The 26,279-nt window shown below is 46.8% G+C and carries 15 protein-coding genes; 2 read left to right on the forward strand and 13 right to left on the reverse strand.

The window, feature by feature from the left end:
* Positions 1-110: 110 nt before the first annotated feature.
* Positions 111-1,652, reverse strand: a complete 1,542-nt coding sequence (locus M2444_RS08495; RefSeq protein ID WP_280786717.1) for a response regulator transcription factor — start codon at positions 1,650-1,652, stop codon at positions 111-113.
* 228 nt (positions 1,653-1,880) lie between these two features.
* Positions 1,881-4,205 (reverse strand): glycoside hydrolase family 95 protein, encoded by a 2,325-nt coding sequence (locus M2444_RS08500; RefSeq protein WP_280786718.1) that lies wholly within the window; start codon positions 4,203-4,205, stop codon positions 1,881-1,883.
* Positions 4,206-4,457: 252 nt separating this feature from the next.
* Here M2444_RS08500 and M2444_RS08505 point away from each other — a divergent pair, with 252 nt between their 5' ends.
* Positions 4,458-5,327, forward strand: a complete 870-nt coding sequence (locus tag M2444_RS08505) for an AraC family transcriptional regulator (protein WP_280786719.1) — start codon at positions 4,458-4,460, stop codon at positions 5,325-5,327.
* Positions 5,328-5,403: 76 nt separating this feature from the next.
* On the opposite strand, the gene M2444_RS08510 is transcribed toward M2444_RS08505, so the two are convergent.
* The 8 genes from M2444_RS08510 to M2444_RS08545 all read right to left on the reverse strand — a co-directional run bounded on the left by M2444_RS08510 (position 5,404) and on the right by M2444_RS08545 (position 17,739).
* Complete coding sequence (locus M2444_RS08510) at positions 5,404-7,464, reverse strand: alpha-galactosidase (protein ID WP_280786720.1); 2,061 nt, start codon at positions 7,462-7,464, stop codon at positions 5,404-5,406.
* A 677-nt stretch (positions 7,465-8,141) separates the two neighbouring features.
* Complete coding sequence (locus M2444_RS08515) at positions 8,142-10,523, reverse strand: glycoside hydrolase family 95 protein (protein WP_280786721.1); 2,382 nt, start codon at positions 10,521-10,523, stop codon at positions 8,142-8,144.
* A gap of 142 nt (positions 10,524-10,665) precedes the next feature.
* On the reverse strand, positions 10,666-12,372 hold the full coding sequence (locus tag M2444_RS08520; protein ID WP_280786722.1) for an alpha-1,3-galactosidase-related protein: 1,707 nt from the start codon (positions 12,370-12,372) through the stop codon (positions 10,666-10,668).
* 52 nt (positions 12,373-12,424) lie between these two features.
* Positions 12,425-13,558, reverse strand: coding sequence for an SGNH/GDSL hydrolase family protein (locus M2444_RS08525; protein WP_280786723.1), 1,134 nt, complete (start codon positions 13,556-13,558; stop codon positions 12,425-12,427).
* A 97-nt stretch (positions 13,559-13,655) separates the two neighbouring features.
* On the reverse strand, positions 13,656-15,311 hold the full coding sequence (locus tag M2444_RS08530) for an extracellular solute-binding protein (RefSeq protein WP_094877404.1): 1,656 nt from the start codon (positions 15,309-15,311) through the stop codon (positions 13,656-13,658).
* Positions 15,312-15,419: 108 nt separating this feature from the next.
* Positions 15,420-16,316, reverse strand: a complete 897-nt coding sequence (locus M2444_RS08535) for a carbohydrate ABC transporter permease (RefSeq protein ID WP_042190759.1) — start codon at positions 16,314-16,316, stop codon at positions 15,420-15,422.
* A gap of 15 nt (positions 16,317-16,331) precedes the next feature.
* Entirely contained in the window at positions 16,332-17,216 is an 885-nt protein-coding gene (locus M2444_RS08540; RefSeq protein ID WP_280786724.1) for an ABC transporter permease, read from the reverse strand.
* Positions 17,217-17,538: 322 nt separating this feature from the next.
* The gene (locus M2444_RS08545) at positions 17,539-17,739 is read right to left on the reverse strand and encodes a hypothetical protein (protein WP_280786725.1); all 201 of its coding nucleotides are present in this window, start codon (positions 17,737-17,739) and stop codon (positions 17,539-17,541) included.
* A gap of 99 nt (positions 17,740-17,838) precedes the next feature.
* Between M2444_RS08545 and M2444_RS08550 the strand changes: the two genes are divergently transcribed.
* Positions 17,839-18,762 carry a helix-turn-helix transcriptional regulator gene (locus M2444_RS08550; RefSeq protein WP_280786726.1) on the forward strand — a complete coding sequence of 308 codons (924 nt, stop codon included), beginning with the start codon at positions 17,839-17,841 and terminating at the stop codon, positions 18,760-18,762.
* A gap of 145 nt (positions 18,763-18,907) precedes the next feature.
* On the opposite strand, the gene M2444_RS08555 is transcribed toward M2444_RS08550, so the two are convergent.
* The 3 genes from M2444_RS08555 to M2444_RS08565 all read right to left on the reverse strand — a co-directional run bounded on the left by M2444_RS08555 (position 18,908) and on the right by M2444_RS08565 (position 26,226).
* Positions 18,908-21,118, reverse strand: a complete 2,211-nt coding sequence (locus tag M2444_RS08555; protein ID WP_094869494.1) for a helix-turn-helix domain-containing protein — start codon at positions 21,116-21,118, stop codon at positions 18,908-18,910.
* A gap of 281 nt (positions 21,119-21,399) precedes the next feature.
* Complete coding sequence (locus tag M2444_RS08560) at positions 21,400-22,245, reverse strand: NAD-dependent epimerase/dehydratase family protein (RefSeq protein ID WP_280786727.1); 846 nt, start codon at positions 22,243-22,245, stop codon at positions 21,400-21,402.
* Positions 22,246-22,329: 84 nt separating this feature from the next.
* Complete coding sequence (locus tag M2444_RS08565) at positions 22,330-26,226, reverse strand: X2-like carbohydrate binding domain-containing protein (RefSeq protein ID WP_280786816.1); 3,897 nt, start codon at positions 26,224-26,226, stop codon at positions 22,330-22,332.
* Positions 26,227-26,279 lie beyond the last annotated feature (53 nt).

The raw sequence follows: 26,279 nt of genomic DNA on the forward strand, positions 1-26,279 counted from the left end.
ATACATGCTTAATTGTAAAAAGCAGAGTGATTAATATCCATATCGCAAGTTTACTATTCGTAAGGGAAAGTAACTTTATTTCCTATTTGCCGAACTGAAGCGCTGCACAATCATAGACTCTTCCTGTACTCGTTAGGTGTAACGCCTTGGTTCTTCAGAAATAGGGAGATAAAATAAGACGTGCTTTCGTAACCGACTCTTTGAGCGATATCCTGAATTTTGAGCGAGCCGTCAGCCAGCAACTCTATAGCCTTACCGAGCCGGATACGTGTTAAATAATCATGAATCGTGATACCCGTCTTATCTTTGAAAATGGAGCGTAAATAGTTGGGCGACAAATAAACCTGATCAGATAAGCTATTGATCGTAATCGGCTGATCAAAATTCTGGTCGATCATACTGCGGACCTTGTGAACTAATTTCGTGTTTTTGTCCATAAGACGCTCACCCAGCAAGCTCATGGCATTGCCGGCAGTGCCCAGGATCAAATCCTCAATCTCATTTAAAGTCAATGCATTATAGATGGAATGATATAACTCCGCCCGTTTAACCCCTTCAGGAACAGGTTGATGCAGTTGCTCCAGCAGCTCATCGACAAGATCAATCGCCCATTCGCAGATATTTTTTTTCTTGATTCTTAGTTGGGCTAGTCCCTCGAAATACTGATGCAACTTCTGTGCAGCTTGCTCGAAATCTAGCTGATTGATAGCTTCAAACCACTCTTTTCTATTAAAAGGTGGCACATGCTCACTATCGAACTGGTTTGAAATCGCCAAGGCATGAATAATTGAACCCGTCCCTTTATAGAAACGCTCATTCAGGATTTCACGCGTCTGCTTATACAGACAATGTACCTCTGTTAATTCGGTTTCCTGCGCACCGACTGCTGCCGTCACTGTGAAATCCAGTCCGCTTCGGATAGCCGTTGCCAAATCCTCCCATGCATAATACCCAGGCTGTTGGCGTGCTTCCATAAATACACCTACCTCCCCATCTTTGTAGGGCACAAATACCGTCTCTATATTCTTTGACTTGAAGAAATGATCCAGAAAAGCTACCAACCGGTTCTTACAATCCTCCAGACTCTGCTGTTCTCCCTCTGCCTCAATCGGATCGATACTGAACAGCGCCATTGTGTAGCGATTCCTCTCAGACTCACGGGTAAGCTTGCAATAGCTGGTCGCCAGATCAGCGGCATGTTCCGCATTTTTTTCATAGGAAAGCTCCTTAAGAAGGTTCGTTTTAGCCGCCTCCATGGAACGCTTCTTCATTTGAACTTCCTCACAGCGCTGCTTCACCTTTGCGATAACGCTTCCAATTTCATTCAAGTCGAGGGGCTTCAGTAAATATCCAACAGCACCTACATTTAATGCCGATTTTACATAGTCGAATTCGTCATGCCCAGTCAGGAACATTAACTGCATCCAGTCATAGCTCTCATGTATTTTTTTAGCCATTTCAATACCGTTCATAATCGGCATCTGGACATCTGTAAGAATAATATCAGGTCTAATGGCCTCTATCTTCTCTAGAGCCTCTCTACCATTATTCGCAGTTCCGACCACATAAATACCCATTTCTTCCCAGCGGATATAATCTCTCATCATCTCAAGGCCTATTTCTTCATCATCAACTAGAAAAATACTATACACGGATGTCCCCTCCTCTTTGTTGTCTGCTTTTTGTTTCTTCTATTATATTCTTTTCCCCTTAGGCTACTATGGTCCAAATAAATGAAAGTTATTTTCAGGTATGAATCGTTAATTTGCAGATATCGGCAAAAGGGCTATCCGGTCCATAACAGACCGGATAGCCCTTTAATTATGCGCTAATCACCTAGCATAATTAAAGCGGGGGTTCATATCCCCCCCGCTGAATCATTATACCAACTCTAACTGACTGTTAAAATAGTAGCTTCCTCCTATTTCGCCTTGAACAGTAGCTCTTCTATCTCCCAGCCGAAGTGTCACGGTTCCTGGCGAGTAGGTACGGACCCTTGCTTCCACCAATTGACCAGTGTCCCAAGCTACATCAACCTCAGCATTTCCTTTGGCCCGCAGTCCTGATACCGATCCTGTACCCCATGCCTTTGGAAGCGCAGGCAGCAGATGAATCTCACCCTCATGGCTTTGCAGCAGCATCTCGGCAATAACAGCCGTCCCCCCGAAATTCCCATCGATCACAAAAATATTGCATTCCGCTCCTCCAATGCCCGATTTAGAAAAGCTGAATAAATTATCGAAACTGAGTCCACCAATCAAATGAGAAATATGATTAAAGGCCTTTTCCCCGTCATACAATCTGGCAAAGCCGAGACCGAACAATGCGGCGGTAAATTCCACATCCTCCAGTTCTTCCTGAACCATCCGGTTCTCAAGTGTTACTCTCACCGCAGCGCTAAGTTCAGGTGTCTTACCTGGTGTGATCTGATTACTTGGATATACCGCGAACAAATGGGCCAAATGCCGATGCTCCGGCTGCGCTTCCTCGTAGTCCTCGAGCCACTCTTGCAGCTGCCCTCTCTTGCCGATCTGAAACGGTGGCAGCTTGGATATCGCTTGCTCCAGCTGCTCCTGTAGTTCCTCGTCCGTATTCAGTAGTTTCGCAGACTTCAAACAGAACTCAAAAAGGTCTTTCACCAGCATCTGATCCATAGTGGTACCCATAGATAGCTGCTGTGCGCCATCGCTGCTATCCGCAGGATAGAAATGATTCTCCGGCGAGTTCGAAGGTCCGGTCACCAGCCAGCCGTATTTTGGATGAATGGTCATATAATCCAGGAAGAATGCTGCGGCTTCTTTTAGCACTGGATAGGCCTGTTGCTCCAGAAATACACGGTCCTGACTATATTCATAATGCTCCATCAGATGCGTCGCAATCCATAGTCCACCTGTAACGTTCAGCCCCCAAGATGTCTCCCAGCCCGGAGCCGTGAAGCCCCAGACATTCGAGAACACATGTGCTACCCAGCCTTTGCTGCCATAGAAATCGTGAGCGCTTGACTTTCCAGCCTGAGACAAATCCTCAATATAGCGCATTAATGGTAAATGACTATCCCCAAGATTTACGACTTCTGTCGGAAAGTAATTCATTTGCGTATTGATGTCCAAATGATAGTCACAGCTCCACCCCATACGGCAAGCCTCGCCATCATTCCATATTCCCTGTAAGTTCAGCGGTAACGGGGAGTCTGCCCGAGCTCCAGCAATAGTCAGGTAACGTCCGTACTGCAGGAACAACGCGAACAACTGCGAATCCTCCTCCTGACCCTGTGCCAGTAATCGAATACGTTGGTCAGTCGGCAGATTCTCCTTCCCAGTGGTACCTAATTGGATATCCACCTTCCCATATTCTTGCTCATAATCTTTGATATGATCTTCTTTTAACTGCGCATATCCTTTAATCAAAGCCTGCTGTAATGTGCTGCTGCTCTCCATTTCCCACTCCGAGTTACTACGGTTGTAATCGGTGCTGACGACAAAATAAATTCGCGCCTCATTGGCTCCGGCAATTCTCAATTGACCTTCCCCTCTGTACATCGTACCACCGGAAATGCTTACCTTAATTTGTCCCTTTGCCCATACCCCGCAAGTGCCGTCACTATGCACATTCTCTGTGGCTTGTCCTCTAAATTCAATAATGTCGTCATTCACGACTTGAGTCGTAAACGACTCTGAACCACCCTCCAGACCAATCGTAAAGGATACACCTCCCGGTTCATCGCTCCAAATTCTTGAGACCACCAGATCATCAGCATGAGAGGCAAAAATCTCACGATGCAGCGTTGCTCCTCTACTTTGAACCACTGTCTGAGCCACCGCACAGGTCAAATCCAGCTCTCGCTCGATAGCCGCTGCTGACCCGGAATCCCTGTCCTGTTCTGCAAAGCCAATGACAACCTCGCATAAACCAAGGTTCGTACCGAAATTTCGTTTCTTCGGCTGCAGATGTTGTTTAGCTAGACGGTCACCTTTGTTATAATCGCCAGCAAAGAAGTACTTCCGCATCTCTTCCAGCGCAGCTTTGCCTCCGAAAGGAGCAGGCTCTGACTCCGCTTGACCCGACCAGTAGGTAACCTCGGTCATGTTCCATACCTCACGGTACGGAGCAGCTATCACTACTGCACCTATTCTTCCATTGCCCAGTGGCAATCCTTGTGACCAATCCGTTGCAGGGGTAGAATACCATAATCTAAAATCGCTCATTTTATTTTCTCCTGTCCATAGTAGAATCTGTGCAATCGCGTTAACCCTCTAAAAACGTTGTTAAATAATCCGCTAAATAGTGTAAACCTATTCATAATTCCATCTCTTTCATGATGAATCATTCTTTCTTAAACCTATCCAATATGTTGCGGATTCATTGTATTTATCGTACCATTTGTATGAACCACTGTCTTTGTTGACCCGTTCGATTATTTGACGATTTGTACGGTAAAATAAGAAAAGAGGGGCCACATGAATAAACTATCTGAAATAACTCCGTATGTCGGCGCAATCATGCCTTATGTGTACGACGGCAGCAGCAATGAGCATCTGAGAGTCGGTAATGCATACGCGTTCCACTTGTTTACGGATGGCCCCGGTGAGATGGAGATCGACGGAATACGTTATCCGATTGAACGGAGGACGCTTGTCTTTCTCCGTCCCGGTCAGCCCCATGCTTTTCATATCATGTCTTCTCATCCACTGTCGTCCTACAACATCTATTTTGATTTATGGGACAACCGCACTCCAGTATCTAATAACCTTTCATTTATCCACGCCCCTGAAGGCTTACATTTTGAAAAAAAAGCCACCGAAGCACCCTGTGCCGAGCTGAACGAGCTACCTTGCGTATTTCCACTAGCTAAATATCCCCTGCTATACGATAGTCTTGTGATGATTGCCAAGTCTTACAATGACGCGCTGTTCTATCGTAATGAGACGGCCAATAGTTATCTGTACGGCTGGATCTTGAGCTGGTATAACGCCCTCCATCAGCATCAGCCAAGTGATTATCGTATTGTCCGCCTGCTGGAATATTTGAACACCCACCCCGAGCGTGGAAAGTCTATCGAAGATTGGGCACAGTTCTGCGGGCTCAAGCGGACATATTTCCATGAGCTGTTTCTACGGGAGACCGGAATGACGCCACGCGTCTATCATCATCATTTAGTCATGAGGCGGGCGGCAGGGCTGCTTCTGGAAAGTGAGCTTAGTGTGACTGCGATTGCTGAGAAGCTGGGCTATCCTTCCATCCACCCCTTCTCCAGACATTTCAGTACCTGCTACGGCATTAATCCCACACAGTACCGCCTTCATCCACAAAGCCGAATACGAAGGTAAGACTTCAATAAAAAGAATACGCGCTACCCGCGAGAAGCGGTTGCGCGTATTCTTTTTTCAATGTGTATAATCAGTTCTACTTTGCCGTTAATTTGAAGATTTTGGACTCTGCAGGTTCGAGCGTAACCGCAAGCTCTCCCGCTGCTTGCCCTTGTGTGCCTTCCCATAGATCAAACAGTTCGTAAGCTACTTGACTATTCAGTCCTGCACGCTCTAAAGAGATCAATTTATGAGCGGAATTCGCAGCATCATAGTTGAAGACCGCAAGATAGAATACATTGTCTTCTGCATCTTCAAGTACGAAAGCATTGGAAGCTTGCTTGCCAAGATCCCCTTCGACAGGGCGGAAGGTCTTCCCTAGGCGGGCGATATTCATAATCTCTTTATTGCCCAGCCACGCTTTGGCCCGGGTGGCTGCTTCTTCTTTTCGGAAATCATCTCCTAACAGCAGCACCGTTCCAGCGATGACTGAAGCGGTCAGCCGACTCCGACCTTCATGCCAGCCCGTGGCATCTTGGTTATGGCTCTTGTACAGCACGGAATGATCCGGGTCATTGTAACGATATAAGGTATGGCTCATCCACCAGCCATGTGTCAACGAATTCAGCAAATATTCTGTATCGTGCAGTGTACCGAAGACGTCACAGGATACCCGGCGGCTATGCGCAAATGCATAAGGGAACAATGGCGCGATGGATAGATTGATAAAGAACGGCCGACCGATCACCTCTGGTAAGAGCTTGTTCTGCAAGTAAGTCATCCCATAGTGATATGCCGCAATTCCCGTCGTAATCTCCGGATTGTAATGTTGCCCTTCCAGTGCACCATGCGCCAAGAAGTCTAGCTTGACATACTCGAAGCCTTCCGAGATGAACTTATTCGTATACCAATCTATTCTTTGCAGGTTGCCTGGATGTGTCGGGTCAATGGCCAGCCCTCCATCAACATCCGGCAAAATTTCTCCTTCGCTGTCTCGCAGCAAGATATCACCATAAGTGTATTTGCCGTTTGTACCTTCCACGGGATCTCCAAACTGAGCCGGACTTCCCCAGAAGGCAAAAGGCGTCCAGTAAGTTCCCGGTCTATGACCGTTCTCCCGAACCAGGTCCAGTGCATTCTTCATTTCTTCTGGTGTGAAATTGTCCCAGAAAGCATCAAAGTTGATGTACAGTGTGTCCTCATTCTGGAATCCTAGCGGCTGCACTTCATTTTTCAGAAAATTACTGGTGGACGTATACAGATCGTAATCAAGCTCAGCCATTGCCGCAGACCAGCTATTCCAGCCGATAGGAACGCCGCCATCCCATGACAGAGGAGCCTCTATCCAGGTATTAGCCTGACCGTATGCTTCAAGCCCTTTTCTATAATCATCATAAAACCCTACGAAAACGAGCGGTGACTCTACCCGTGTTCCTTTCACATAACCATGTGGCTGGGAATCGCGGGTCATTTCACTTACAGCGCCGCCGTAAAGATCCAGCTCCTCGATCCCTCCGCTCCGTTCGCTTTTGATACGAATCCCTGTCTTCCACACCTTGTGCGTAATAGAACCCATAATAATTCCCTGCCGGCTTTCCGGCGCGAACAATGCAGTTACTTCATAGCTTTCCGTATCCATCGGCGGCTTCACTACTGTATATCTGACCCACTTGTCGTTGTCGTACGGCACACGCAGAATGCTTGGTTCTTCGGGTTGCCCTGACTCCCCGCCAAGTGACACCGATTGGGTCTGAAGGACTGCCATCCGGTTTGCCTTGATCTCCTTGTCGCTTGCGCTTGTGATTACGATTTGCATCAACACAAATGATGAAGATTCATAAATATAGAAATGCTGCTCCAGCTGTGGCAGCAGGGACGTTTCGTGCAAAATGACTACGTGAACACCTTTTCCAAAGCCCTCACGAACTACTACTTCCTGAGACTTCAGTGTGTGGCTCTGATAATGTTCTGTATTGTATTCCCGGCCCTGCCAGCGGAATGCGCTGCGAATCCCTTTTATATGAGAAGTGTTTCCGCGGGCAACGGATGCTTCACCCGTCCCGAGATCAATCTCTAGATTCACCTCATCATTGGTTACACGGATAAGAGATGCTGTGTCCGTATTCACTTTTACCGTTGTAGCACTATCAGTTAGCATGATTTGCCTCCTTGTTACTGCATTTTGGACCTTGAAGGCGGCAGGCTCTGTACCTGTGTCGCCCAAGTATGCCCTCATTATAAAGATCAGATAAAGCGTTTTCTATACAACGATCTTCCGATCCATACCGCGATCTAACACATCTCAAGCATAAACGCCTTCGGTATCCTTATAAGGACGGTAAGCATTTACTCAAGAAATATTCAGGCTGAACAAGAAGAAGCGCCTATGCTAAAAATACTGCTTACGCTTAACCATTTCGCATCTTTCGTATCCACACTCCGTTTCCCTCTTACTCACTCTGCGATAATAGTGTTTTTCAGTTGCCACACGGGTCCACATATTTCCATTGCCGCTATAGATCATTTTGTGAATCCCTGTGATAGCTAGAAGAGATAGATTAGGGAAAATCTCCCTAAAAAAAGCCAGAAAACACTATATTCCAATGAAATGAGGGAATTCCTCCCTAATAACGAGAGTGAATTCCAAATTCACCACCAGATCTGATGAATTTCAGGGAGAAATTCCCTGATTGTTAGTCTTGCGAGCAGAAATCTCCGAATTTCAGGGAGTTTTTCCCTAGTTGTTGATCAGCATATATTCGTACAAAAAAAAAACAGCAGCAGGGCCTGTATTTCAGGTCCCTGCTGCTGTCCATATTCGTATGAAACTAACTATTATTGCTTACCAGTTATAAGCTTGTAGGTTTGGCCTGCGGTCGTTGGAAAGCTCACCATTCCATCTTCGGAACGGTCACACTTCATTTCATTACCGCCATTACTCACCATAAGCGAAGCATCTGTGCGGATCACACAATCATTGCCTTGAAGGGAGGTAATCTGTGCTTCCACGAGATGGCCTCTATCCCACTGAATGCTAACTTCAAAGCCACCGCGGGTACGTAGCCCTGCTACACTTCCCCCCTGCCATTCATCTGGCAGGGCAGGCAGCAGATCGAGATAGCCGAGGTGAGATTGCAGTAGCATCTCAGCAATTCCGGCAGAAGCGGCGAAGTTACCATCAATTTGGAACGGTGGATGTGCGCCAAGCAGATTGGCATAAACCCCGCCGTGACTATACTGTTCGGACTCCCCGTCCTTCACCAGCCGCAGCATGTTTGAGAGCAGGCGTAGTGAGCGGTTGCCGTCCCGGAAGCGGCTCCAGAGCGCAACTCTCCAGCCCAGACTCCAGCCCGTGCTCTCGTCCCCACGCCGTTCAAGCGAAGTTTTGGCGGCCGCGAACAGCTCAGGGGTCTCATCTTCTGACAACTGCCGGCCCGGATAGATACCGACCAAATGTGAAGTATGTCTGTGATACATATCCTCATCCTCAAAGTCTAAGGACCATTCCTGCAATTGTCCGTACTTACCCACCTGCAGCGGCAATAAACGTTCACGGGCGCTTACCCATTCTGCACGCAAATCCTCATCCGTTCCAAGCGTTTCCGAGGCCTCGATACAATTCGTAAACAGCTCCCAGATGAGCGAAATATCCATAGTAGCACCTGCACTGACTGCAGCCAAGCCCTCCGCAGTCCGGAATTTATGCTCTGGTGAAGTGGATGGAGAGGTCACAAGCCTTCCGTTACCGTCGTCAATAAGCCAGTCCAGTGCAAACAGAGCCGCCTCCTTCATCACAGGATAAGCGGAAGTCCGCAAATATTCCTCGTCGCCGCCAAAAGCATAATGCTCCCAGAGATGTTGTGTCAGCCAAACGCCGCTCATCGACCAGTAAGCCCAGCTTGGATCTCCGTCACCATAATCCCCCACCGGTGCTGTCTGTGCCCAAAGATCCGTATTATGATGAGCCACCCAGCCTCGGGTACCATAGTTGACTTGAGCAGTCTCCGCACCCATCTTCGCCAAGTTTCCGATCATATCCAGCAGCGGCTCATGACATTCCGCCAGATTACAAATTTCAGCTGGCCAATAATTCATCTCTGTATTGATGTTCAGCGTATAGTTGCTGCTCCACGGCGGACGGGTAACCGCATTCCATATTCCCTGCAGATTAGTAGCCTGCGTTCCAGGGCGCGAGCTTGCGATCATCAAATAGCGCCCGTAATGAAACAGCAACTCGACAAGTCCAGGGTCTTGTGCCGCGTATGTCGTAATCCGTTGCTCCGTGGACATCGACTCCGGGGCTAGTGTCTTACCTAATTGGAGCTTCACTCGGTCAAAAAGCGATCGGTAATCCTCGGAATGCGCTTGAAGCAAGCTATCGTAAGACTTTCCATTCACATCTGCCAAGTAAGAAGCTGCAATAGCAGAAGCATCTTTCCCCTCAGCTCCCGGGATTTTGTCAAAACCATTAAAGCCTGTAGCCGCGCTGAAATAGAAGGTTGCAGCCGTTCCTCCCAACAGATGAATTCCACTACCGTCAACGGTAACTTCCCCATCCTCTGCTACTACGGAGAGTTGTCCTTCAAAGGCCATGCCCTTGCTCTTGCCAGGTTCTCCGTATTGGATGGGATTATCACTCCAAAAATAGCTTGGATCAACATGCTCCGGTGCAGTTCCCGAGAGTACAAAGTTATCACCCAGAGCGTGAAGGCTATGCCGAAGCGAACTATCTAGCGTAGCATGCACATTCAGCGCTCCCGGTGCACTTGCAGTCAGACGCAGCACGAGCAACTGATCAGGATGTGAAGCGAACATCTCACGGGTATAAGTAACATTACCAATCTTATATTCAATGCGGTGAACCGCATGTTCAATATCTAATGTCCGCCGATAAGATTGATAAACACCACCATGCTCAAAACGAAGTAGTAAATCTCCAAAAGGCAGATACGATTGGCTGTACGGACCTAGCATCTCTCTAGTCAGGGTGTCCGCTTCTGAATACCGGCCCTCCTGAATCAGCTTTCGAACCTTTGGCAGAGCTTCCTTAGCACCGGGATTGTTCCCATCCTTTGGGAATCCGGACCATAATGTATCCTCGTTTAAACTGACTTTCTCCTTCTCCACACCACCGAATATCATACCACCCAGACGGCCATTCCCAATCGGAAGCCCTTCGGTCCATACATTTGCTGGCTTGTCATATTGAAGTTTCATCGGTTCTCTCCCTCATTATCTGTCATGAATTAAATGATGTTTCCCCCAAGTATGCCCTCATTATAAAGATCAGATAAAGCGTTTTCTATACATCGATCTACCGATCCATATCGCGATCTAACACAACCTAAGCTAACTCAATTCACAAATAATCGAGAATGTCGACCTCGCTGCAGGTAGTTAAACGTATCGCATCCTCAAGACTGGAAAGACGGTCCGTGTTATCCCCTAGATTAACCCTTTCGTTAGCACTGAAGACCAGTCCTCGGGTACTCTTGGCACTAAGGACTAACGTTTCACCAGTCTCAAACCTGTTGTTCTTAATGACAATGCCCTGATGAACAGGGGCGCTCTGATCAATCTCTGTGTTCTCTGGCAAAATTAATATTACCGGATGCCCGATGCCCCCGCATTCAATAAAATGATTCTCAGCGATGGTCACATCCTCAACCTTGCCAGACTCATACCAAGATTCCGCATCCAGAGCGATCAGAATCGCACTCATTTGCATCCGTTCAAAAACATTCCCCTTAATCTCTACTTTACGCCGGGTTGTCACAAGGATACCGCGGGTCGGTACCCGCGCGAGGTGATTATTTACGACTACAACCTCCGGTGTCCAGGTTACATTCTCGATCACATCATGGCTGCCAATCCCCTCAGGAATAGGATGTGCTAAAGTCAGTTTTAGCTCGCGTGGATTGAGACGCGTAACCTCTATCACTTCATTAGCCGCATAGGTAGTCAGAGAGCCAGAACGAACAAATTCAATTTCGTCTCCCGGATGAAAGGCCAGGAAACCGTAGGTCTGCGGATGCATGAAGCGAACCTTCACCCTATTCGCAGACAGCTGCTCAACGATCCGTAGATAGGTACCATGGACATTGACGACGTCATCATGAGAACCGGCAAAACGGCTGTCTGCAACAGTTATTTTACCTCGGCAGCTGGACATGTGGATGAAATCCGCAAAGCCAGCAACCGTTCGGCCTGTCTCCAGGCGCGGCGAAATATCCATGCGTTGAAAGGTGAGATTGTCGCTGAACTGCCCTACAACACCAAGTCCGTGTAAAAAATGCAGCCCCACATCGCTGAAGGTGATGTTAGAGCTTTCCACAAGGAAGACACCTACCTGATCGCGAATACCATCACGGCTTTGCAGGACTTGCCCGGGGACAACCTCCGGCTGATGATCAAAATGCAAGCGGAGCTTCATCGGCTCCAGCTCTTCAACCGAATCAGCCAGCTCCGACCAGTTGTCCACCCGCCAAGTCGTATTGCTGAGTGGATCATAGGTCTGCATCGGTCCTTCCGAGAAGCTCCAGCCCTCACCGATCCAGACCAGCTTGCCGTCCCTGATCTCATAATGCGAATCGGGGTGAACCTGGACATCGAAATAATGAGTACCGCTTTCAATAATCGTCATCTCTGACACAGTCGGCTGAGCGTAGTCGGTATGCAAATTACGAATCTCTACATTTTTGCAGCCATCCAGCAAGAACATCGTCTGCTTGCCATGGAAGATAAATAGAGAGCCATTGCCCTCAAATGTTAAATTGTGCAGCCCCTTTAAGAGAATTCCTATAGTCTTGGTGACATCAGGATTCTCTTCTTCACTGGTAGTGTTGGAGATGTAGTAGGGGTTCCGGATGGCCTTTTCCGAATAGAAATGATAACAGCCTTTTGGACAATCCAGCAGGACCGGCCCAGTTATTTCGGCGGCTGCCTCAATAGCTCTTGTCATGGCTGGCTGAGCATCCAACCCGGAATCCGGCAGAACACCATAATCAGTCAGGCGGATTACGATAGGAGAAGAACCGACGCTGTGTTCTGTAAAAGAAATGATCAACACCAACTTTCTTAGTATTGTAAACGCAGTATAATCCTTTCGGTTAAAATAATTAATTGTACATTAGCTTCAAAATACGCAGACTGGTGCCTTTACTCTGTTCATCCTTTTCCCCTGTAATTCGCAAGGTTACTTGCAATTCCTGACGTTGCTCCTCGATTCCGAACATAGCAATCATAGGCCGAAACGCAAGCGGACACCATTCATCGAATAAGTGAACCGCATAAAAGGGACCGCCATTGAGCGAATATTCGAATATCCCACTGTCCGGGCCGTAGAGCAGCAGCAGACCCACACTCTGTCCGGTTACTGTGTAAGAAAAAGATGCCTCTTTGCTGTCTGTATATAAATGCTCCGTTCCAAATCGCCAGTTCATCAGTGGATCATCAGGGGTAAGCTCGCGTAGCTCGAACCCATCTGCATGATCAGCGCTTCTGAAATCCAGTAATTTACCGTATTCATAATTTCGCTCCTCCAGAGGAGCAATACTTAACGCGCTTCCAGTATTTGAATGTGTGTTGTCAGGAACAAGAGCTGCATCCAAATATTCCTGTAAAAAAGAAGCATACAGCGCATGTCCATCATCATTGGGATGATAACCATCCGGAGCCAGCTCAGTCCACTCCATTTGTCCGGCCTGGGTCTGTGCATAAACTCTAGCTGCAAAATTAACTGATGGAAGATCGTAATGCTCAGCTACTTCTTCGTGGACGGCAATGTTAAAGGGGTTGCTCCCCGACAGATTCTTCTCTGCTGCCGTATACAAGAAGCAAATGTCAGTGCCGGGCGACAACCGTCTGCACTGGCGTACAATGCCTTCCATACCTCTAATGGATTCTTCCCGGTCGTTGCCGTCATTGACGCTAAATTCAACGAATAGTAGATCAATCTTGCCGTATTGCAGGACATGTGACTGTAATCGGTGAGCGCCCAGCGTGGAATTCGTTCCACCCACTCCCGCATTGATGAAGCGGAATTCATGATTCGCAAATCGCTCCTGCAGATACTTACCAGTCAGCACTCTCCAGCTAAATATGTCCGCATCGGAAGCACCCGCCCCCTCCGTAATGGAACCACCCAAAAAGGCGACCGTCACCCGCTCCTTTCCTGCAAGTCTTACACTTGTATTCGGTAGTCCTCGTCTTGGAGCTACAAATTCATGATTGCAATGTTTCTCTTCTGTCATGACTGATCCTCCGTAATAAAAATGTATATTTTTCCTTGAAATCAAGAAATCAGGTGCTGGGGTATATCTTACAGCACCTGATTCTGATTTCAATATTTTATTTTTTAGAAGTTTCATAAGCCTTTTGCAAGATTTCGAGATAACGATCTAGCTTCAAGTCTTTCAGACCTTTTATATAAGCATCCCAATCTTTAGTAAGATCCTTGTTGCCCGTGATGAATTGAAGCTGATTTTGCTCAATATAATTCTTAATGTTGGTTTGCAGTAAGCTCGCTTCATCGATTTCGCTTGGATCAATCCAAATCGACCAGATTGGGAATAATTCTTTAGGCTCATGCCCTTCATACAGCAGAGTCGCATCATACAATCTGCGTTCATAACCGCTGGAAGCGTAGATGTCAGTAGCTTGAACGAAAGTATCACGGTACTCTTTTGGCATATAGAAGTGACCCATGCCGCTCCAGCCCGCATTGCGCGGCGCTTCGCCTTCCGCCATAGGAATGCTCTTGACGACTGGTTTAACGTCTTTATCCAGCGCTACATCGCCTTCTTCTGGATCCGTCCAGTCAATGCCCTTCATACCGCTGCCAGCATTGGTCTGTCCCTCAGAAGTAAACATATAGTCTACCATTTTAATTAAAGCGACCTGTGCTTCCTCGCTAGCTTTGTTTGTGATGACAAACTTCGCTCCCGGGGATACGCCACCTGCATCATGAGTCGCATAGGAGATACCTTCCGGTCCGCTAATCGGTGGTACAGGATTGTAGTGTGCCGAGCTTCTATTGCCCGGATCAATATTGACGAAAATCGCAGGGTGCATGCCCGCACCAGCGCCCAGAATTTCCGCATCGGCATTTTCACCGATTTTCTTAAAGGCTTCCGCATTCTGTGTGAATGCCCCTGGATCAATCAAACCTGCGTCAAACAGAGATTTGATATAAGTCAGGCCTTCCTTCCACTCCGGTGTGACAGCCGCCGATTGAACTTTTCCATCCATCATGTTCAGATAATTGCGGTCATCATCGTATACAAATGCATTCATGAGGAATGGTACAATGCGTACACCAAACTCCTCAATGGAGCCACTCAGCGGCACTTCATCTGCTTTTCCATTCCCGTTCGGATCTTGTGTTTTGAAAGCTTCCAGCACTTTTTTGAATTCTTCGGTTGTCTTCGGCATTTCCAGATTCAGCTTCTTCAGCCACTCGGTATTGAGCCACATTTTGCTCGGATAGGAGCAGTGAAAGCATTCTGTGTAAGCGACAAGCCCGTAGATATTACCATCAGGCGCTGTGTTAAGCGTTCTCAAATTATCGTTCTTTTCCATAGCCGCTTTAATATTCGGAGCATATTTATCAATTAGATCGTTCAGAGGAATCAGTACGCCCTGTTTGCCATACTTCAGAAGATCTGCCTGTGAGAACTGATCGATATAGTGAGTGAGCAGGTAAGCATCAGGGTAATCGCCACTAGCAAGTGAGATTTGGCGCTTTTCCTTGGCTCCGTCTGAAGGGTTGATTTCCCATTTGAATTTAATATTGAATTTGTCTTCCACAAATTTCGAAAATTTATTGGTAGGAACATCGATCCCGGATTCCTGAACCGAGAACACGCTGATTTCCACCGGTTTGCTTGCTGATTCCGAGTTACCTGAGTCAGCAGGTGCGGAGGATGTGTTATCTGTATTTTTATTAGCACATCCGCTTAACACCACCGTAAGAATTAATACCAGCACCAATGACAAGGTCATCATACTTTTCTTCAAATCCGATCACTCCCTTTTATAATTTAGGCAGGTACGATATCTTTCTGTCATTTTACTGCGTGCCTCTCCCCCTCTCCAGATTCTGAAAGCTGTGAATTAACCTTTAACTGAACCGACCAGCATGCCTTGGACAAAATAACGCTGAACAAACGGATAGATAACAAGTACAGGCAGCGTAGCGATAACTATAAGTGCATATTTGAGTAGCTCAGCAAGCTGCTGCCGCTCCACCATTTTCATCGCATCCATTGTACCTGCACTGTTGTTCTGGATGATGATGCTTCGTAAGACAAGCTGAAGTGGAAACAAATTCGCTGATTTCAAATAAATCAAAGCGTCAAAGTAGGCATTCCACTGTCCTACCGCATACATAAGGACTAACACCGCAATAATGGGCTTCGATAACGGAATAACAACACTCCAGACAAACCGCATATCACTGCAACCGTCGATTTCGCTGGCTTCCAGCAGTTCCTCCGGAATGGAGGATTGAAAGAATGACCGGGCAATAATGACCTGCCATACCCAAATCGCGTTTGGTATCAGCAGTGCCCAGCGGGTATCAATCAAATGGAGTTCCTTCACGACCATATAGGTCGGAATCAGCCCGCCGCTGAATATCATCGTAAAGGTGATGATCATCATCAAAGTGTTGCGTCCGAAGAAACCTCTGCGTGATAAAGGGTACGCGATCATGATCGTAAGCACAACACTGATGAACGTCCCTGCGGCTGTATAAAAAATGGAGTTGCCGTAGCCTGTAATGATCTCAGGTGTATTTAGCAGAACCTTGAAACCTTTGAAGGAAATATCTACAGGCCATAACCAGACTCGGCCGGAGGTAACGGCTGCCGGACTGCTAATCGAGCTACTGATGATAAAAATTAGCGGATAAATCACCGCGATGACCACGAGGCTGAGTAGGATATAAATAGTGGTCAGAAATAGCTTATCGCCAGTTGATTCTTTAATTTTTTGTTGAACTGCTGCCATGTGGTTGCTCCTTTCCTACCAGATGCTGTTGTTTGTGATGCGTTTAGCCAAGCCATTCACCGTAAGCAACAAAATAAGGTTGATTACCGAGTTGAATAGACCAACCGCAGTTGCAAAGCTATAATTGGCGTTCAGCAAACCGACCCGGTAGACATAAGTGGCAATGATCTCGGAATTCGCCAGATTGAGCGGGTTCTGCAGAAGATAGACCTTTTCAAAGCCAATAGCCATGACATTCCCAACATTCAAAATCAGGATGATGACGATGGTAGGCACAATACCTGGCAGATCAATATAACGAATTTTTTGAAAGCGTGAAGCGCCATCGACTTTGGCTGCCTCATAAAGCGTAGGATCTATACCGGCAAGCGCTGCTAAATAGATAACGGCACTGTAGCCCGCAGTCTGCCAAATATCAGACCAGACATAAATCGAACGAAACATTCCCGGTTCTCCAAGGAAATTGATCGACTCCAAACCGAAAAAGTTGAGAGCGATGTTCGCAAATCCAAGACGAGGTGCCATAAATAGCATAATAATGGACACCATGACAACCGTCGAGATGAAATAAGGCGCAAAAGAGACCAGCTGGACGAACTTTTTGAACCTTCCCCCGCGCAATTCATTAATCATGAGCGCAAGGATAATCGGAATTGGAAATCCCGCCAGCAGCAGGTAACCACTAAGCATGATGGTGTTCTTGAGCAGCGTCCAAAACTGCGGATTATCAAAAAATAATCGAAAATTATGAAATCCAACCCATGGACTTCCCCATATTCCTTTAATCACGTTGTAGTCCTTGAAGGCTAGAACCGCATTCAGCATTGGATAATACTTAAAAATGAGGAAAAATAACAGAGGTGGAATCACGAACAAATGTAGCTGCCAGTGCTTTTTCATACTTCTGCGAGCATTTTGTAAAAATACAGAGCCCCTACGCTTCGGTAACGACTTGTGGTGTAATACTATTTCTTTCTCCAGAACAATCCCCCCTAAGCAACCGCCAGTAGTTTATGATAGCGCTTTCTACGAGTTGATCATAATTGACTTTTATCCCCAAAGAAAAGGTACACTTGGGCATTTCAGCGTACAAATAACCCTGTTCAGGGAGAACAAAATAGCTGTAGAACGGCCATTTTTCCGGAAACAGGGTTCGGACTCCGAAAAAAGTATTAGACTGACGATGCTTCATTAAGCTATACCAGCTAATAGTTTGTCAAGATTACCAGTAAAGTAGTTTCTTCGGATGATCAAAACGGTCAACTTCTCCATAGATGTTTAACTCGCACACAGATTTAATTCCCTTCTCTGTAGTACAACTCTCCAATAGATAGGCATCAGCAGGAACCGTCTTCACCTTTCGAGGACCCTCACTGGAGATTTTCAATCTGGACAATTCTACCGGCAGTTGAATAAAGCCCATGAGACAATTCAACCAACTCTTGATAGGATTGCGTTTGCAGAAATGCTATGCTGTTTTTGACAGTGCGCACTGTACATTTTGTTTTATTGGAGGTATACAATGCTCGACTTGCGTAAAATTGGAGCTTATATTTCGAAGCTTCGCAAAGACCAGGATCTTACCCAATTGGAACTTGCCGATCAACTGAATGTAAGTCATCAAGCGGTATCGAAATGGGAACGGGGCGAATCGCTACCGGATATCGGAACGCTTCCGCAGATTGCAAGGTTATTCGGCAAAACGGTAGACGACATTTTAAATGCAGGAGACAATACAGAAAATCGGGAGCACCCGCACCTAGGAACGATCGTTGAGGAGATCGCAGAGAACAGGCCGGAACAAGTTGCAGAGATGGTCAATACCGGAGAAGCGGAGGTGGAGGAGCTTGTAGAAGTAGCGCCGTTTGTAAAAGCAAGCGCTCTGCATAAGGTTACAGAACGATTAGACAGCAGCGTCCTTAAGTTAGACGTGATCATGCGGCTGGCTCCGTTCCTTGGAACAGGCACATTGGATGAACTGGTTCGTCAGGCAGAAGAGGGCGAAATTGTGTGGAATACCATTACTGGACTCGCTCCGTTCGTCAGCAGCGACACATTAAGCCGACTGGTAGATAAATCGATTGACGGTTCCTTAGAAGTGCACAATCTTGTTGGGATTGCCCCGTTTCTTGGAAGAGAACATGTAGATCGGTTAGTACAACAAGCAGAAGAGGGCAGCTTGAGTTGGCATTCCATTCAAGGGCTGGCACCCTTTATTAGCAGAGAAACATTAAACCGTTTGGTAGACCGGGTTGAAGACGGCACTATCGATGCGGATCAGATCATAGGCCTTGCACCTTTTCTGGACAGTAAAAATCTCGAGAAGTTGATTAGTGGAGTCGAAGCTGAACATCTTAGCCCAGATCTGCTGGCAAGTCTTGCTCCTTTCGTCGATCAAGGGACATTGAGCAGAATGGTGACAAACTTATTAAATAAAGTAAAGTAGGATGCATAGACCGTCGGTGACAAGCTAACGGGAACGTTATTTGAACGACAACAGCGGCAGTCTAAGACTTTATTTATCAAGTCTTGGTCCGCCGCTGCTTCTTTTACTGGATCAGTCTAATACTTAATTTTTGCCAAACAACTGTTTACTCATCAATAGACTGTCTATAAGCGCTCGGTGAAACGCCGATTAACCGCTTGAAGGCCCGTCTGAAAGAATGTGAACTATTGTAGCCCACCCGAATAGCAATCTCATCAACCGTATACCGACTATCTTTGAGCAAAATCACAGCCTGATCCATTCTCACTTTTATCAGATGATCGGAGAAATTGACACCTGTAACCTCTTTAAACAATTGAGAAATATATTTTTCAGGCCGTTCGACCTGTTCGGCTACCCGGTACAGACTCAGCTCTGTATCCGAATAATTCTCTGCTGTATATTCCTTGATCTGCTTAATAATCTGAATATGAACATCCTTCTTTTTATTTGCAATAAGTCCGCACAGTTCTTCCATAATAACAAAAAATTCGGTCTGAATCATTTCGAGTCGTTCCGATGAACCAATGTCTATGACCCTCCGCTTCACACTCTCGATGTCCGGGTATTCTGTAAAAGCCTTTTGATCCAGAAGCTTAAGAAACGTCCCTTTTATTTCTCCAACAAGCTGTTGCTTCATTTCCATGGATAATTCACGCTGTTCCATGTTCTGGGCAACAATCGCACGGACAATCCGTTTAGCCTCTTCTAACTCTCCAGCCCGGATGGTACTGATCAGACGTTGCTCTGTATCCAGTGGATAATAGTAGGTCGTATTCTCATTTTGGGCTTCGCTACTCCATACAATTCCTTTTTTATTCATGTAGACGGCATATTCCAGAGCTTGCTTGGCTTGGTCAAAGGAAAGGCCGATTTCCGTTATTTCTGTAAAAAGATCTCCGAAGCCCGCCTGAGTAGTAATACGATACTCATTAAAAACGTACTGCGCCAAATTCTCCAGAATGCTGGTGATATTCTCTGCCTCATACGCTTTGTCAGTCTCTTCTTCCTTGGAGAAAAACAGAGTTACCACTTTGTCGGAGCCCATATCCGTCATTAGTACTTCCACTCCGAGATCCGATAGGGACTGCTTCAGCAGCAACCGGGAAGCATTCAGCTCATTGAGAATCTCAACGCTGTCCATACCGGCATAGCCGTTAATCTGAACAATTCCTACATACCCAGTGTTCTGTTTCAAATTAATCCCCACCTGCTCAGCGGCTGTGAGAATCTCATCATGCGTTTTGAATTCACCTGCTAATAGCCGCTTCAGAAATGCATCCCTGACCAACGGAAGCTGACGATTAAGTTCGGTTTCCAGCAACTTGTTCTTAGTGATCATATTGGCAATATTTCCGCTTAAAAAGTCAAATTCATTCTTGGCGGAGGCCTCTTCCTTGCCAAATTGCTCCTTCATGACGCTAAGCATACGGTTGATTGGAGCGCTGTTACGGTAAGCTAATATTAGTCCGACTATCAAGCCGATGAGTAATGTTCCTCCCGTAATTTGTATGGACATTTGCTTGATCTTGTTAGCATTATCCATCAAAATAGGCCGGGGAATCCCTGTCTGGTATACCCAGCCGTTCGAATCAGAACGAGTCGTGATCACTAGATCGTCTTCATAGAACTGACTAACCTTGGTTTTATCAAAATCCGAATCAGCGGTCATATGGGCCATTTTCTGCTCATCACTTCCCTGCAGGACAATCGTATTTCCTTCAGCATCGCTGATATGAACCCAGCCTCCGTATCGCTCAGTTAAACCAGATAACAGACTAGAAATGATTTTCTCGTCTATGATCACTACCGCGACAGCTGGTGAGGAATCGTTGAAACTATCCAGAGGGAGTGACTGCATATAGGTAATAACGGAGGTTTGCATGCCCCTGCTAACATAGTCACTGAGTGGCTTGATTTCACTGCGATGGGTTTTCTCAAGCACTTCTTTGGTCCAATCCTGTAGCGGAAGATCCTTATAGTTGAAATTAGAGTAGTAATGTTCCGGTCGGTAAGAAGAACCTGGGGTTAGAATAAGATTATAATTGGCGAGGTAAATATAATAGTTTTGCAAAAAATCATTCGTCTGACCGAAAGTCAGGACATTCCGCATCGTTCTCCAAATGCCATACACGTTCGTCTCATTGTCTCTTTCATTCATCAGAACATTTAGCTCCTGGTTGACTGCCAATTGCCTGGTAAACCCTTCTACTTCCGCCATGCGGCGCTCCAATATTTCCTGACTTTTCTGGAGCTGGGTGACCCCGTTCTCAATAGAGATAGACTCTGTCACAGAAATCGAAGTCAGATAGGACATATATCCGCCAATGCTGGGAATGACCAAAATGACTACATAGGAGATTAAGAATTTACGAAAGATATTGGAATATTTAAGCGTAGTGACCCCTCCCCTAATATCATTTCGATAGCGCTATCATTACCATAGATTAAAACATTTTACTTAATAGTCAAGTGTGCAAACCCAATTTTGCAGATGTTAAACCTTTCAGAACTGGATAAAAAGCAGCGATATACGCCGTTATCACTGCTTTTTATTCACCATCCGAATTTTTTTATCTTTCCAGCATGTAAACCCTTCTACGCTTTACCCATCGTATGGCGGGTAGAATGTGAAGGCACAAAACCGAATTCCTCTTTGAAACGATCCATGGCATATAAAGGCATATATTCTTGACCCGAAAAATGATAATAATCCAAATTATAATCATTCCCCACCAACGGGGTAAGGAGCTCAGCCACTGGCAAGTTGCTGCTAGCATCCGGCCCAACCAGATTAAGAGTTCTTACCCCCGGCTTGAGTGGAGATTCCAGTGCCGCAGTAATACCCTTCACTACATCCTCTGCGTGGACATGCCCCAGTGTGATGAACGGGAGCGTCGGCTTGGATCCAGTTTCCAAGACAGGAGAAATCCAGCCCTGGGAGGCTACAGCTCCAAAGCGAAGATTGATAAAGTCGGTATCTTTATGATTACGATGAAAATACCGGGTCAACTCCTCGACCATAGCCTTGCTTAGCCCATAGGCATCCGCCGCCAAGCAGGGATGATCCTCTGGGATAGGCAGCTCAAGCGGTATAAAATCCTCAGTGAGTCCACCCACCACGGCAATGGAGCTCGCTGTGATGAACTTTTGGCAACCGCGGTCCAGCAGATAACGGTACAATCTCCTTGTTCCCAGTACATTAACAGCAAGGCTGTCCTCCTCAGTAGAGCCGCCAGTAACAGCAGCAAGATGAATCACCGCCTGAATATCATACGAGTCCAGCCTGCTCAAATCCTCCGCTGAATCAAAAGAACCCTGAACATAGGCAAAAGCCCCTTCCGGAGCTTGGCGTGACAGACAAATCACTGTATGTTTATCCGCCAAATGCTTGACTAGAGCCGTTCCGATAAATCCACTTGCTCCGGTAATTAGAAGATTCATGCTCTTCTCCCCTTCTTTTTCTCATCTCATATCATTCAGAAAAAAGGGGCCAAAGAAGGCCCCTCCGTTCATTCATCGCTCAACTTATTCTGTCCACTGTTCTCCGCCTTGTGTACCAGGCTTCGAGATATGGTCGGTCGAAGCCTCCTCAATATCACCGAATGCCCAGTGGGAGACTGGAACATCGTTCCACCCTGGCTGTGTGACACCCATAAGCGGACCTCTGCCCAAAACTCTGTTGATAGCTGTAACGGCTTCCGCACGAGTAAGCTTGGAATTCGGGCGGAAAGTTCCGTCACTGTAGCCCTTCATTATGCCTATATCTTGGGCTTTCTTTATCGCCGCCTGTGCCCAGTGGCCGGTAATGTCAGAGAAGCCACGGCCCGATGTTGCAGAATCCGGGCTCAGCATGGCTGTTAAACTAGCCATTTCTGCACGCGTCATTGGTTGGTTAGGTTTAAAAGTACCATCGATGTAACCGTTCATTAGTCCCATCTTCGCTACTTTGGCAATGGCATCTGCCCCCCAATAGCTGGAGGATACATCACTGAATATCACGCCTGATCCAGTGGCCTCTTTCTCAGCAACCTTCGCTAGGATGGTTGCCATCTCAGCACGGGTAATGGGAGCATCGGGTTTAAAGAAGCCGCCCGGATATCCGTTGATATACGCCGAATGTAGCATTGTCTCTGCATCCTCCTTCCCATCAGTTCCAGATGCCGGAGTTGGCGTTGGCGTCAGGGTAGGTGCGGATGAAGGCTGAGCGGGTATAGACGGCCCCCCTGCATCAGTCGGTATGGGTGTTGCTGTCGGTGTTGGAGTTGGAGGTTCTGTAGGGTTCGTTGTTCCGCCATCACTGGTTGGGACTGTAAATTTCAATTGATCTGTCAGCATGAGATTACCTGATTTCTTCACAGCTTTAAGTGTGTGTAAGCCGCTTACCAATCCAGAAATACTATAAATCTCCTGTTGTGTCAGTCGGCTCTGACTATAAGTATTCACGGTCTGAATCCTTTGGCCGTCCACATAAATATCTACTTCACCTTGATCTGGACCCGTAGGTGTAATCAGACGGATTCCAGTGCCCTTGAAGGTATATTCAAAGGAATCGCCATCTACTGTCGTTGAATGCACATCATTAAGATAATCGCCACCAATAATAAAGCTGAGGGTCAACTTTCCGACTGGCTGTGATGCGAGATAAGATTTGTTCAATGTAACATGCTCACCAGCTACCGTATAATCGGTCCCTGGAACCAGATGATTTGATCCGTTCGTAATGCCAATGAAGCTTTCCGGCTGTTGTAGAAGTGTAATCTCAATGTCCTGCTGAGCAGAAGATGATTTATCAAAGCTCGCTGCGATCGGATTGATCATATTCGGAATCTCTACCTTGAGCATGTCAAGCAGCATGAATCTGCCCGATTTTTTCACAGCCTTAAGTGTGTGCTGGCCATCTGTAAGCCCAGAGATACTGTACAAAATCTGCTGTGACAATCGCCCGTTTCGATAAGCGCTTACCGTTCCCTTGAATTGATCGTCTACATAGATATCCATATCCCCTTGCGATTCGTCTACCTCAGTGAACAGTTGAATCCCTGTTCCTCTGAAGGTGTATTCGAAAGAATCACCGTTCTGCTCCGCATACTGCACATCGTCATTGTAGTCGCCCATTCCTCTTCCACTACTGCGGGACCAAGTACCGTTATATTTGATTGCCGGATCGTCGTTATTAACCATCACATAACGGATGCCTGTAGAGTCGCTAATCTGTACCGCTAGCGTCTGTGGATCACCGGCGTTAAAGATGATGTTCAGACTTGCCAGGCCAGCAGGTTGCTGCGCAAGATATTCCTTCTTGATGGTCAATTTATCATTAGTCACCGTATAATCTTCTTCGCGCAGTGCCACTCCATTATTTTCAATAGCACTCAGCGTATTTCCCTGCAGATTAAGCGTGACTGTGACATCCTTCTGTTGTTCCGTTGCTTTATCAAACCCAGCGGAAGTCGGAGTGATAGAACTGTTCTGACCCCCAGCCGGACTTTCTGTTGTCACTTTCAACGCGTCGAGCAGCATATAATTTCCCGATCCCTTGCTCACCTTAAGCGTGTGAGGACCGTTAGAAAGCCCTGATACACTATAAAGAGATTGTTGTACCTCTCTCGGTCCACTTGTATACGCATTTACAGTCTGTGCTGTCTCATCATCCAATGTAACAACCATTTCTCCTTGCGATTCATGCCTTTCCGTCAGCAGCTCAATGCCCGTTCCCGTAAAGGTGTACTCGAAAGAATCACCGTCTTTCTCGGTATAATGCACATCGCCATTATAATCTCCATGTTCTCGGGCAGAGCTTACCTGCCATGTGCCGTTGTATTTAATGCCGTTGTCATTATCATTAATGTAAACCACATCCGTAACGGTGGTATTGCTTGCCGAAGCCGAAGCTGAATCCGTAGCAGGGTCAGCCACAGAGTTGAGAGCATCCTCTTGAGGAGTACTGGTAGCAGTAGCCGAGGAATCCTTTATCGTAATGCTTAGATCCTGCTTCCCTTCAAGCAGCTCCTTGCCTCCATTTCGCTTCCAATCGCCGCTGTAGCGCATCCCTGTATCATCGTTATTGACAGCTGATGTGCCGCTTAATGCGGTTACTTTAAGCATACGAGAGGCATGGGGTTCAAGGATGCCACCGCTGAATTCCTTCTCAAAGGTTCCCAGCTCGGAATGGCTCCATAGGTCGCGCACTGAAGCCGGACCCTCAAGGCCAAGATCACTCCATTTGACTTTAACCTCCCCACCCCGACTACCCAGATTGAACAAAGCAACGCTGTAAGTCCCATCTCCATTATTGGCGTACCAGACCTGCTGTTGGGTATCCATCGACACCGGATGTCCAGGACGTCCGGCCTGATTGACGGCAATTACCTCATCATTGGTAAGCAGTTCTAGTCCATAACTATCCAGCCGTGTCATGTCATTCCCTGTATAGAGCGGTACGGAAGAAATGGACCAAAACGTCATCGCAGTCTTCCGCTCATCCTTGGTCAGACCATCCATGGAGCCGTTACCAACATTCAGGGAATCGAAGTCATTCCAACCGCCAGGGCCTGCATCCCGCCACCAAAGTGCTGCTTTGGGGAATAATCGGGAAATACTCGGCCATGCTGTCAACCCACTGCCGTCATAAGATTCAACATCCCAGTCAATTCGCCAACCGTTAGCATATTTTTTCCAGAACTCTACGTAATTGTGGTCGAGTGCCCAGGACAGCTCAAACCAGATGTTATTTCTATCCAAGGCTTTGGACCAAGCTTCTACGTCACCGCGTGCATCCCGGCTCAAGTTGTCAATCCCCGACCCAGGGGTTACGCTGTCGAATTTGACGAAATCGATTCCCCACTCGCCAAGCATGTCTGCAATGGAATCCACATACTTCTGGGCACAGGGATTCGTGAAATCAATTTTATAGGTGTAGGAATTCCAATAATCCATAATGGTAAGCGGCTTGGCTGTAATATCCTGAATACGACATTCGCCGCCTGTCCCATACACCTCAAGATTTCGGTTATATGCATCGATAGATACCCCCGGGATCAGATAGATCCCAATCTTTTGCCCATTATGATGAACATAGTCAATGACCTCCTGAAATCCGTTCGGATAAAGGACTTCACTAGGAATAGGTCTCCCGTATTCATCCATATCGCCATTCCAGCCTGCATCAATATTAATGTATTCATATCCATGGGCCTGCAGCTTCTCATGCATCGCGTCCGATTGCTTCTTAACGCTCTCCGCCGATGTCCAGTTTCCTGCCCCATCATACACCTGCATACTGTAACTGCTCCAGCCCATATATGGCTTCTGAGCCATACTCTTCTCCGCCGCTTGCGCCACGTTACCTTTCATTCCTGTAAATCCGAACTGTGCTGCTGCAATAATGAATACTAGCAGACTCATACCCAATCTTTTTCCCATTCGCTTCAAATCATCCTTACCCCCTCATGAAATGTGGTCAAAATTACTTTGAT

The sequence above is a fragment of the Paenibacillus sp. PastF-3 genome, from assembly GCF_029893135.1.
GTDB lineage: Bacteria > Bacillota > Bacilli > Paenibacillales > Paenibacillaceae > Paenibacillus_AQ > Paenibacillus_AQ nitricinens.